At 60.5% G+C, this 10172-nt stretch carries 11 protein-coding genes; 7 read left to right on the forward strand and 4 right to left on the reverse strand.

The window, feature by feature from the left end; translation table 11 throughout:
• Positions 1 to 28: 28 nt before the first annotated feature.
• Entirely contained in the window at positions 29 to 433 is a 405-nt protein-coding gene (locus KGB25_RS27165; protein WP_008041009.1) for an acetyl-CoA sensor PanZ family protein, read from the reverse strand.
• A 224-nt stretch (positions 434 to 657) separates the two neighbouring features.
• Here KGB25_RS27165 and KGB25_RS27170 point away from each other — a divergent pair, with 224 nt between their 5' ends.
• The 7 genes from KGB25_RS27170 to KGB25_RS27200 all read left to right on the forward strand — a co-directional run bounded on the left by KGB25_RS27170 (position 658) and on the right by KGB25_RS27200 (position 6453).
• The gene (locus KGB25_RS27170; RefSeq protein WP_008024938.1) at positions 658 to 2322 is read left to right on the forward strand and encodes an OFA family MFS transporter; all 1665 of its coding nucleotides are present in this window, start codon (positions 658 to 660) and stop codon (positions 2320 to 2322) included.
• 248 nt (positions 2323 to 2570) lie between these two features.
• Positions 2571 to 3164, forward strand: a complete 594-nt coding sequence (hisB, locus tag KGB25_RS27175; RefSeq protein ID WP_003218037.1) for an imidazoleglycerol-phosphate dehydratase HisB — start codon at positions 2571 to 2573, stop codon at positions 3162 to 3164.
• A complete protein-coding gene (gene hisH / locus KGB25_RS27180; protein WP_192226824.1) occupies positions 3164 to 3802 on the forward strand; it encodes an imidazole glycerol phosphate synthase subunit HisH in 639 nt (212 codons plus the stop codon). The genes hisB and hisH overlap by 1 nt, the downstream gene beginning before the upstream one ends.
• Positions 3803 to 4060 (forward strand): DUF2164 domain-containing protein, encoded by a 258-nt coding sequence (locus KGB25_RS27185; protein ID WP_207284651.1) that lies wholly within the window; start codon positions 3803 to 3805, stop codon positions 4058 to 4060.
• Positions 4061 to 4102: 42 nt separating this feature from the next.
• A complete protein-coding gene (gene hisA / locus KGB25_RS27190; protein WP_017336056.1) occupies positions 4103 to 4840 on the forward strand; it encodes a 1-(5-phosphoribosyl)-5-[(5-phosphoribosylamino)methylideneamino]imidazole-4-carboxamide isomerase in 738 nt (245 codons plus the stop codon).
• Positions 4841 to 4849: 9 nt separating this feature from the next.
• Positions 4850 to 5620 carry an imidazole glycerol phosphate synthase subunit HisF gene (gene hisF / locus KGB25_RS27195; protein WP_007972752.1) on the forward strand — a complete coding sequence of 257 codons (771 nt, stop codon included), beginning with the start codon at positions 4850 to 4852 and terminating at the stop codon, positions 5618 to 5620.
• A gap of 77 nt (positions 5621 to 5697) precedes the next feature.
• On the forward strand, positions 5698 to 6453 hold the full coding sequence (locus tag KGB25_RS27200; RefSeq protein ID WP_223437461.1) for a substrate-binding periplasmic protein: 756 nt from the start codon (positions 5698 to 5700) through the stop codon (positions 6451 to 6453).
• Between the two features lie 112 nt (positions 6454 to 6565).
• Here KGB25_RS27200 and KGB25_RS27205 read toward each other — a convergent pair whose 3' ends face one another.
• Genes KGB25_RS27205 through KGB25_RS27215 form a run of 3 tightly spaced genes read right to left on the reverse strand, consistent with a single transcriptional unit; the run spans position 6566 to position 9987 of the window.
• Entirely contained in the window at positions 6566 to 7333 is a 768-nt protein-coding gene (locus KGB25_RS27205; protein WP_008041001.1) for a divergent polysaccharide deacetylase family protein, read from the reverse strand.
• 1 nt (position 7334) lies between these two features.
• Positions 7335 to 8654, reverse strand: coding sequence for a S41 family peptidase (locus tag KGB25_RS27210; protein ID WP_008024923.1), 1320 nt, complete (start codon positions 8652 to 8654; stop codon positions 7335 to 7337).
• A 34-nt stretch (positions 8655 to 8688) separates the two neighbouring features.
• Positions 8689 to 9987, reverse strand: a complete 1299-nt coding sequence (locus KGB25_RS27215) for a murein hydrolase activator EnvC family protein (protein WP_008024921.1) — start codon at positions 9985 to 9987, stop codon at positions 8689 to 8691.
• Positions 9988 to 10172 lie beyond the last annotated feature (185 nt).

Raw genomic sequence — 10172 nt, forward strand, 5'->3', positions numbered from 1 at the left:
CGCTCAGAAGTGGACGACCGGTCAGCGATCAACCCGGCAGCACATCCAGTGGCACTTTCAGTTTGGCCGCCAGCGCCTGGGACTCAAGGTGCCCGGCAGGTGCCAGCAGGCGCAATGTCGCACCCGATTGCGACGCCAGTTTCTGCGCTTCGTTCACCATTCGCTCGGCAACCCCACGACGACGGGTGATTTTTCGTACACACAGTTGGGACAGATGCCAGACGTCCTGGTGCCTTTGCAAACGTGCCGCGCCCAGCAGGCGATCATTGAAACGCCCGGCGATCAGCGAGCCGTCCCGCAGGCAGCCTTCGATCAACTGCACATCATCAGCAAACGGCGCGAACAGCCAATCCGGCGCGTCGCGGTAAATCTTCTGCAAATCCTGCTGATCCTGGTAGGTGGCTTCGTTCAGCAGCTCGACGATGACAGGCATGACGGTTCCTTCAGTGGTACGAGAACAGATGACTTGCAAAAACGTGATATCAGTTTGGTTTTTCTGTCACGTGCAAATGGTAACCTCTGCCGGTTCGTCCGTCCTTCTGCGACGCGATGTCGCACCAAAATGGAGCTTTACCTCAAAAAAACAGTCATGCGTGCGCATAAAGGCTGGGGGTGAGCAGTGGCTGGCGAACCATACTAATAATTGGGGGATACACAATGACCACGAGCATCACGGCGGACGGCATCTATGCCGGCCAGCCTGCGTTCCTGTCCAAGGAGCGCATCATCGCCAAGCCCGGTTTCAACCGTTGGCTGGTGCCACCGGCCGCGTTGGCCATCCACCTCTGCATCGGCATGGCCTACGGCTTCTCGGTGTTCTGGTTGCCACTGTCCAAAGCCCTGGGCGTGACCAAGGCGGTGACCTGTGCACCGGACATGAGCTTCATCTCGCAAGTGTTCTCGTCGCAATGCGACTGGCCGATCTCGATGCTCGGCTGGATCTACACCCTGTTCTTCATCTTCCTCGGCTGCTCGGCCGCGATCTGGGGTGGCTGGCTGGAACACGCCGGGCCGCGCAAGGCTGGCGTTGTGTCGGCACTGTGCTGGTGTGGTGGCCTGCTGATTTCGGCGCTGGGTGTGTATACGCACCAGATCTGGCTGATGTGGATCGGCTCCGGGGTCATTGGCGGTATCGGCCTGGGCCTGGGTTACATCTCGCCGGTCTCGACCCTGATCAAGTGGTTCCCGGACAAGCGCGGCATGGCGACCGGCATGGCGATCATGGGTTTCGGCGGTGGCGCGATGGTCGGTGCTCCGCTGGCCGCAGCCTTGATGGGGCACTTCGCGTCGGCAGACAGCGTGGGCGTGTGGCAGAGCTTCCTGGTGATGGCCGCGATTTACTTCGTGTTCATGATCGGCGGCGCACTGTCCTACCGCGTCCCACCAACCGGCTGGAAGCCTGAAGGCTGGACCGCTCCGGCGAAAAAAGCTTCGAACGCGATGATCACTCATCGTCACGTGCACGTGAATGTGGCGTGGAAAACCCCGCAATTCCGTCTGGTATGGCTGGTGCTGTGCCTGAACGTGTCCGCCGGTATCGGCATCCTCGGCATGGCTTCGCCGCTGTTGCAGGAAGTGTTCGCCGGCAAATTGCTCGGTACCGACCAGACGTTTGGTCAGCTGGACGCGGGCCAACTGGCCTCGATTGCCGCGATTGCTGCCGGCTTCACCGGTTTGCTGAGCCTGTTCAACATTGGTGGCCGATTCTTCTGGGCATCGTTCTCGGATTACCTGGGCCGCAAAAACACCTATTTCGTGTTCTTCGCCCTCGGTTTTGCGCTGTACGCGTTGATCCCGAACCTTGGTCACCTGGGCAACGTTGCGCTGTTCGTGGCGGCGTTCTGCATCATCCTGTCGATGTATGGCGGCGGTTTTGCGACGGTTCCGGCTTACCTGGCGGACCTGTTCGGTACACAAATGGTCGGTGCGATCCACGGTCGTCTGTTGACCGCCTGGGCGGCAGCGGGTGTGTTGGGTCCGGTGCTGGTGAACTACCTGCGTGAGTATCAGCTGAGCATCGGCGTTGAACGTGCCGCCGCTTACGACATCACGCTGTACATCCTCGCGGGCCTGCTGGTGCTGGGTTTCATCTGCAACCTGCTGGTGCGCCCGGTGGCCGACAAGTACTTCATGACCGACGCTGAACTGGCCGCCGAACAGGCGCTGGGCCACGACAAGGGTGCTGATGCCAGCACCTCGCTGGAGTGGAAGGCGGCGTCGGGCACCAAGCCGTTGGCGATTGCAGCGTGGCTGGTGGTGGGGATTCCGTTGGCGTGGGGTGTGTGGGTGACCCTGCAAAAAACTGCGGTGCTGTTCCACTAAGTACCCCGCGCCCGATCCGTCGGGCGCACTGCTACCTGTAGGAGCGAAGCTTGCTCGCGAAGAACGATGATGCGGTGTTTCAGGTACACCGCCTTCGCGGGCAAGCCTCGCTCCTACATGTCATGACAGGTACACCACCGACTTTGTTGAATTCACTCCGTCAGTCATATCACCTCTCGTGTTTCTGTTTCCCGCCCGCGCCCCTATAATGGCTGCCTTTTTCGCCCAATGATTTTGCGGAGCTGGTGATGGCCGAACGTAAGGCGTCAGTCGAGCGCGACACTCTGGAAACCCAGATCAAAGCCTCGATCAACCTGGATGGCACCGGAAAGGCCCGATTTGATATCGGTGTTCCTTTTCTTGAGCACATGCTGGACCAGATCGCCCGTCACGGGCTGATCGACCTGGATATCGTCAGCAAGGGCGACCTGCATATCGACGACCACCACACCGTGGAAGACGTCGGTATCACCTTGGGTCAGGCTTTCGCCAAAGCCATCGGCGACAAGAAAGGCATCCGTCGCTACGGCCACGCCTACGTGCCGCTCGATGAAGCTCTGTCGCGCGTGGTGATCGACTTCTCCGGCCGCCCTGGCCTGCAGATGCATGTTCCCTATACCCGCGCCACTGTTGGCGGTTTTGATGTTGACCTGTTCCAGGAATTCTTCCAGGGCTTCGTCAACCACGCGCTGGTCAGCCTGCACATCGACAACCTGCGTGGCACCAACACCCACCACCAGATCGAAACCGTGTTCAAGGCTTTCGGCCGCGCACTGCGCATGGCCGTAGAGCTCGATGACCGCATGGCCGGTCAGATGCCATCGACCAAAGGCGTTCTGTAATGCAGACGGTCGCGGTTATCGATTACGGCATGGGCAACCTGCACTCGGTGGCCAAGGCCCTCGAGCACGTCGGTGCCGGCAAGGTCTTGATCACCAGTGATGCCGACGTGATTCGCGAAGCTGACCGGGTGGTTTTCCCCGGCGTCGGCGCGATTCGCGATTGCATGGCGGAGATCCGTCGCCTGGGTTTCGACTCGCTGGTGCGTGAAGTCAGCCAGGACCGTCCGTTCCTTGGCATCTGCGTCGGCATGCAAGCCTTGCTCGACACAAGTGAAGAGAACGACGGCGTCGACTGCATCGGTCTGTTCCCGGGCGCGGTGAAGTTCTTCGGCAAAGGCCTTGTTGAAGACGGCGAACACCTGAAAGTCCCGCACATGGGCTGGAACGAAGTGAAGCAGACGGTGAGTCACCCGCTGTGGCACAACATTCCGGACCTGGCGCGTTTCTACTTCGTGCACAGCTACTACATCGCTGCCGGTAACGCGCGGCAGGTGGTCGGTGGCGGTCACTACGGTGTCGATTTCGCTGCAGCGCTGGCTGATGGCTCGCGTTTCGCCGTGCAGTTCCACCCGGAGAAGAGCCATACCCATGGCCTGCAATTGCTGCAGAACTTCGCTGCGTGGGATGGTCGCTGGTAAATGGCCGTCAAGAAGAAGCCGCCGATCCTGAGCCTCACTCCCGAGCAGGAGAACGAGGCCAATCACAAGATCAAACGCTTCATGGAGGATCGCTTCGAACTGGACCTGGGTTCGTTCGAAGCGGCCGAAATCCTTGAGCTGTTTACCCGTGAAATTGCGCCGCACTATTACAACAGGGCGATTTTCGATGTGCAGACGCACCTTAAAGAAAGGTTCGAAAGCATCGAAAGCGACTTGTGGGCGCTCGAGAAAAACTGATTTCCGAGCGAAGCTGAACACTCGAATTTGAAGGTTTGCCAGATGCTGATTATTCCCGCTATCGATCTCAAAGACGGTGCCTGTGTTCGTCTGCGCCAGGGCCGCATGGAAGATTCCACGGTGTTCTCCGATGACCCGGTGAGCATGGCCGCCAAGTGGGTGGAGGGCGGTTGCCGTCGTCTGCATCTGGTCGACCTGAACGGTGCCTTCGAAGGCCAGCCGGTCAACGGCGAAGTGGTCACCGCCATCGCCAAGCGCTACCCGAACCTGCCGATCCAGATCGGCGGCGGTATCCGCTCGCTGGAAACCATCGAGCACTACGTCAAGGCGGGCGTGAGCTACGTGATCATCGGCACCAAAGCCGTGAAAGATCCGGCTTTCGTTGCTGAAGCCTGCCGCGCGTTCCCGGGCAAAGTGATCGTCGGTCTGGATGCCAAAGACGGTTTCGTCGCCACCGATGGCTGGGCTGAAATCAGCACCGTTCAGGTCATCGACCTGGCCAAGCAATTCGAAGCCGACGGCGTGTCTGCGATCGTTTATACCGACATCGCCAAAGACGGCATGATGCAGGGCTGCAACGTGCCGTTCACCGCTGCGCTGGCCGCTGCCACGCGTATTCCGGTGATCGCTTCCGGTGGTATCCACAACCTGGGCGACATCAAGTCGCTGCTCGACGCCAAGGCACCGGGCATCATCGGCGCGATCACCGGCCGGGCGATCTATGAAGGCACCCTCGACGTCGCTGAAGCGCAAGCTTTCTGCGATTCGTACAAAGGCTGAGGACTGACCATGGCGCTGGCCAAACGCATCATCCCTTGCCTGGACGTGGATAACGGCCGGGTCGTCAAAGGTGTGAAGTTCGAAAACATCCGCGATGCCGGCGACCCGGTGGAAATCGCCCGTCGTTACGACGAGCAGGGTGCCGACGAGATTACTTTTCTCGACATCACCGCCAGCGTCGACGGTCGCGACACCACGCTGCATACCGTTGAGCGCATGGCCAGCCAGGTTTTTATTCCGCTGACCGTTGGCGGCGGCGTGCGCACCGTGCAGGACATTCGCAACCTGCTGAATGCCGGCGCGGACAAGGTGTCGATCAACACCGCCGCCGTGTTCAACCCGGAATTCGTGGGTGAGGCGGCGCAGCATTTCGGTTCGCAGTGCATCGTGGTTGCCATCGACGCGAAGAAGGTCTCCGGTCCGGGCGAAACCCCGCGCTGGGAAATCTTCACCCACGGCGGGCGCAAGCCGACCGGTCTCGACGCCGTCGAGTGGGCGAAGAAGATGGAAGGCCTGGGAGCCGGCGAAATCCTGCTGACCAGCATGGACCAGGACGGCATGAAAAACGGCTTCGACCTGGGCGTTACCCGTGCGATCAGCGATGCGCTGGGTATTCCAGTGATCGCCTCCGGCGGCGTCGGCAACCTGCAGCATTTGGCCGACGGCATTATCGAAGGTCACGCCAGCGCCGTTCTGGCCGCGAGTATTTTCCACTTCGGCGAATACACCGTGCAGGAAGCCAAGGCCTACATGGCCCATCGCGGCATCGTGATGCGCTAAACAAACGATACAGGCCAGTGGACATCATGGCGGGCTCAAGGCACTCTTGGGTACGCCATGGATCTCGGTAGCCAGACATGCTCAAACGCCTTCTTCTTGCCCTCGCCAGCGCTTCTCTATTGCAGATCAGTGGCGTGCACGCCACCGAAAATCCCGACGCCGACCTGGTGCTGCTGACGGAAAACTTCCCGCCTTACAACATGGCCAAGAACGGCAAGAACTTCGCTCAGGACGAGAACATCAATGGCATCGCCGTGGACATTGTCCGCGAGATGTTCAAGCGTGCCGACGTAACCTACAGCCTGACCCTGCGTTTCCCCTGGGAGCGCATCTACAAGCTCGCCCTCGAGAAACCCGGGTATGGCGTGTTCGTGATGGCGCGGCTGCCGGACCGTGAAAAGCTCTTCAAGTGGGTCGGCCCGATCGGTCCGGATGACTGGATCATGCTGGCCAAGGCGGACAGCAAGATCAACCTGGAAACGCTGGAAGATGCGCGCAAATACAAGATCGGTGCGTACAAGGGCGACGCAATTGCCGAGACGCTGGCCAAGCAAGGGTTGAAGCCGATTGTCGTGCTGCGGGACCAGGACAACGCGAAGAAGCTGACCAGCGGCCAGATCGACTTGTGGGCCACGGGCGACCCGGCCGGGCGTTACCTGGCGCGTCAGGACGGCGTCACCGGGCTCAAGACCGTGCTGCGCTTCAACAGTGCGGAGTTGTATTTGGCGCTGAACAAAGACGTGCCGGATGAAACCGTCGCCAAGCTGCAAGCCGCGCTGGATCAGCTGCGCAAGGAAGGCGTGGTGGACGAGATCATGGGGCGGTATCTCTAACCGTCCACCCATCCTTGTAGGAGCCGGCTTGCCGGCGATAGCGGCAGTGAAATCGATGCATGATTCGAGGCCGCTATCGCCAGCAAGCTGGCTCCTACAGTGGTTCCGTTGATTAGCGGTACACGCCGTCCTTGCCATGCGCAGTCGTTGCACGGTTGCTGCGCACACTGATCATCAACTTGATATCAATCCAGTCAATGCCCTGAGCTTTCAGCTTTGGCAATTCGCGCTCCAGCACTGCCAGCGTCTGCGGATACGGATGCCCGATCATCACCGCCGAACCCTGTTTGTGCGCCAGATTGATCGCGGTCTGTAGCTGGGTGAAGATCGCCGCTTCCGTTCGCTCATCATCCAGAAACACATCCCGCGAAACACTCGCCAACCCGATCTTCTGCGCTTCGGCCGCTGCCACGGTTTGCGCGCTGGTGCGGCTGTCGACGAAGAACTTGTGCCGCCGCTGCAACTCCGCCATCAACCAGGCCATGGCGGGTTGCTGTGCGGTCATGCGACTGCCCATGTGGTTGTTGATGCCGCTTGTGTACGGGACCATTTTGAACGCCGCGTCGAGGCGCTTCTCCAGCTCTTCGATGGGCAGCTCGGGATGCCAGGCGAACGGTCCCGTGGCGGGGTCCATCGGCATGTGCAAGATGACGATCTTGCCGGCGCGATGGGCTTCGCGAGCGAATTCGGTGGCGTGGGGTGTGTCGGGCATGATCGCCGTGGTCACCGGGCCGGGCAGGGCCAGCACGCGGCGATCCCGGGGCAGGTTCTGCCCCAGGTCATCGATGATCAGGCTGATGTAGGCTTTTTGAGGGGCGGGCGCCGCGTGAGCAACACCCGCCAGACAGCACAGCAGACCGAGAACCAACCGCAGGCGCATCTCAGCGGCCGGAAGTGATGCTCAACCCTTTGAGCAGGCTCAGGGCCTGGGCCAACTGGTAGTCATCGTCCTGCGGCATCGCCTTGGCCTTGGCGCTGGAGCCGGTCGGTTTGTCGGCGCCGCCGTTGCCATTGCCCAGGTGACCTTGCAGATCGGCTTCCTTGAAGTATTCGCCGTCCTGCTCGCTGGTGATCTTGGCCTTGCGCACTTCGATGTCCGGGACGATGCCCTGAGCCTGGATCGAGCGGCCGTTCGGCGTGTAATACAGCGCCGTGGTGATCTTCAGCGCGCGGTCGTTGTTCAGTGGCAGCACGGTTTGCACCGAGCCCTTGCCGAAACTGGTGGTGCCCATGACCACTGCGCGTTTCTGATCCTGCAGGGCGCCGGCCACAATTTCCGAGGCCGAGGCGCTGCCGCCGTTGATCAGCGCAACCATCGGCACCGCTTCGCTTTCGTCTTTGCCGGTGGCGGAGAAGCGCAGCTCGGAGTTGGCGATGCGGCCCTTGGTGTAAACGATCAGGCCTTTGGTGATGAAGTGGTCGACCACTTCCACCGCTGCCTGCAGCACGCCGCCCGGGTTGTTGCGCAGGTCGAGGATGATGCCTTTGAGCTTCTTGCCGTTGTCCTTGCGCAACTTGGCCAGGGCCTTGGAGACTTCTTCGCCGGTCTTGACCTGGAACTGGGTGATGCGGATGTAGCCGTAGCCGGACTCCAGCAACTGGCTCTTCACGCTCTTCACCTGAATGATGGCGCGGGACAGGGTCACGTCGAACGGCGTGCCGCCATCGCGAACCAGGGTCAGGGTGATTTTCTGGCCGATCTTGCCGCGCATCTTGTCCACGGCTTCGGTCATGCTCTGGCCGCGAGTCGGCTGGCCGTTGATCTTGACGATGAAGTCGCCGGCCTGGATGCCGGCCTTCGAGGCGGGCGTGTCATCAATCGGCGAAACCACCTTGATGAAACCGTCTTCGGCGCCGACTTCGATGCCCAGGCCGCCGAATTCGCCGCTGGTGCTTTCCTGCAATTCAGCGAAGTCTTCCGGGCCCAGGTAGGCGGAGTGCGGGTCGAGGTTGCTGAGCATGCCCTTGATGGCGTTTTCCAGCAGGGTCTTGTCGTCCACCGGTTCGACATAGGCTGCCTTGATCCGGTCCATGACCTCGGCAAAGGTGCGCAACTCTTCCAGCGGCAGCGGCGCCTTGGTAGTCGCAGCAGTGCCCGCAGGCGCGACCGCCGGAGCCGGTTGAGCAGCGAACGCCAGAGGCGCGCCGATCACCAGGGCGATCGTCAGGGCCAGCGAGGTAAGACGGGACAAATGCAGCATGTCGAACGAACTCCTAATGTAGGTGACTCAACGCCTATCCTTGCGCGCGGCACCATTGCGCCGGATCACTCGGGTGACCCTGCTGACGAATTGCGAAATACAGTGCTGGAGTGTCCTGCCCGCCGCTGTTACCGACAGTGGAGATGGACTCACCGGCTTTCACCACGTCACCCGCAGACTTGAGCAGCGTCTGGTTGTGACCGTAAAGACTCAAAAAACCGTTGCCGTGGTCAAGGATCACCAGCAAGCCGGCACCGCGCAGCCAGTCGGCAAACACCACGCGGCCTCCGTGCACGGCATGCACCTGGCTGCCGGCGGAGGCGCTGATCATCACGCCGTCCCACTTGGTGCGGGCGTCGTCGCCACGGGTTTCGCCAAAGCGTGCCAGCAGTCGACCATCAACCGGCCATGGAAGTTTTCCCCGGCTGGAAGCAAACGGGCCGCCAAACGTCTCGCCTGAGCTTGAAACCAAGGCGCCGGGTGTCGATTTAACGGGTTTGCGTGGGGCGTCAGTGGCGTCTGCATCTGCTGCCGCCTGAGCCTCACGTAAACGCTTTTTTTCGGCTTCCTGCTGGGCAATCAGCGCTTTTTGCCGCGCTTCTTCTGCCTCACGAGCCTGGCGGGCCAGGGTTTCTTCGATGGTTTTAAGGACTTTAGACAGGTCTGCCTGATCTTGCTCGCGGGCGGCCAGTTTCTGATCGCGAGCCTTTACGTCATCGCTGAGCTTGGCGAGGACTTGCTGGCGTTCCTGACGGACTTTGTCGAGTTCATCGCGCTGGCTGTCGAGGCTGCTCTTTTGCACCAGCAACTGCGCTTGTTGCAGGGCGATGTCTTTTTCGACGTTGGCCAGTTGGCGCAAGGTTTCGTTGAAACTCTTCAACTGCTCCAGGCGGGCCTGGCTCAGGTAATCGTAATAGGTGAGGGTGCGGGCGAATTTTTCCGGATTCTGCTGGTTGAGCAGCAGCTTCAAATACTCCTGACGGCCGTTCTGATAGGCCGCGCGGGCCTGAATGGCGATCAGTCTTTGCTGTTCAATGCGCGCGCTCTGGAGTTTTTTTTTCTCACCATCGAGACGCTGCAGCTCGGATTCGCTTTTCTTCAGCTCTTTTTGCAGGGCTTCGACCTGCTTCTCGAGCTTGCCCATCTCGGTCTCGGTGCCCTTGAGGTCTTTCTGCACCCCGGATTTTTCTTCCTGGAGCTTGCCCAGCAGTTTTTTCAGCTCGGCGATGTCCTGACGCGTGGCGTCCAACTGTTGTTGGGTTTGCGCGCGCTCGTCAGCAAAGGCCGGTTGGAGCAGGCAAGTCAGGGCAAGGGCTATCAGGACGCGAAGCATAGAGGCGGGCGACACCAGGGAAAGGGACGGCCTAGTATGCCCGCCCCACGCTGCAAAAAAAACGCCCAATTGGAGCTGTGTGATAACCGGCCCGAAAAACACCGCAAAACCAATGTGGGAGCGGGCTTGCTCGCGAAAGCGGTGTGTCAGTCAACGTTGATGTCGACTGACACACCGCTTTCGCG

The organism is Pseudomonas sp. BF-RE-21 (genome assembly GCF_019947305.1).
In the GTDB taxonomy this organism is placed as follows: domain Bacteria; phylum Pseudomonadota; class Gammaproteobacteria; order Pseudomonadales; family Pseudomonadaceae; genus Aquipseudomonas; species Aquipseudomonas migulae.

Excerpts from the sequence above, each read along its gene's own strand:
- KGB25_RS27185 (WP_207284651.1), top strand. The coding sequence starts at position 3,803 with ATGGCCGTCAAGAAGAAGCCGCCGATCCTGAGCCTCACTCCCGAGCAG.
- KGB25_RS27215 (WP_008024921.1), bottom strand. The coding sequence starts at position 9,987 with ATGCTTCGCGTCCTGATAGCCCTTGCCCTGACTTGCCTGCTCCAACCG.
- KGB25_RS27165 (WP_008041009.1), bottom strand. The coding sequence starts at position 433 with ATGCCTGTCATCGTCGAGCTGCTGAACGAAGCCACCTACCAGGATCAG.
- KGB25_RS27205 (WP_008041001.1), bottom strand. The coding sequence starts at position 7,333 with ATGCGCCTGCGGTTGGTTCTCGGTCTGCTGTGCTGTCTGGCGGGTGTT.
- hisB (WP_003218037.1), top strand. The coding sequence starts at position 2,571 with ATGGCCGAACGTAAGGCGTCAGTCGAGCGCGACACTCTGGAAACCCAG.
- KGB25_RS27210 (WP_008024923.1), bottom strand. The coding sequence starts at position 8,654 with ATGCTGCATTTGTCCCGTCTTACCTCGCTGGCCCTGACGATCGCCCTG.
- hisF (WP_007972752.1), top strand. The coding sequence starts at position 4,850 with ATGGCGCTGGCCAAACGCATCATCCCTTGCCTGGACGTGGATAACGGC.
- hisH (WP_192226824.1), top strand. The coding sequence starts at position 3,164 with ATGCAGACGGTCGCGGTTATCGATTACGGCATGGGCAACCTGCACTCG.
- hisA (WP_017336056.1), top strand. The coding sequence starts at position 4,103 with ATGCTGATTATTCCCGCTATCGATCTCAAAGACGGTGCCTGTGTTCGT.
- KGB25_RS27200 (WP_223437461.1), top strand. The coding sequence starts at position 5,698 with ATGCTCAAACGCCTTCTTCTTGCCCTCGCCAGCGCTTCTCTATTGCAG.
- KGB25_RS27170 (WP_008024938.1), top strand. The coding sequence starts at position 658 with ATGACCACGAGCATCACGGCGGACGGCATCTATGCCGGCCAGCCTGCG.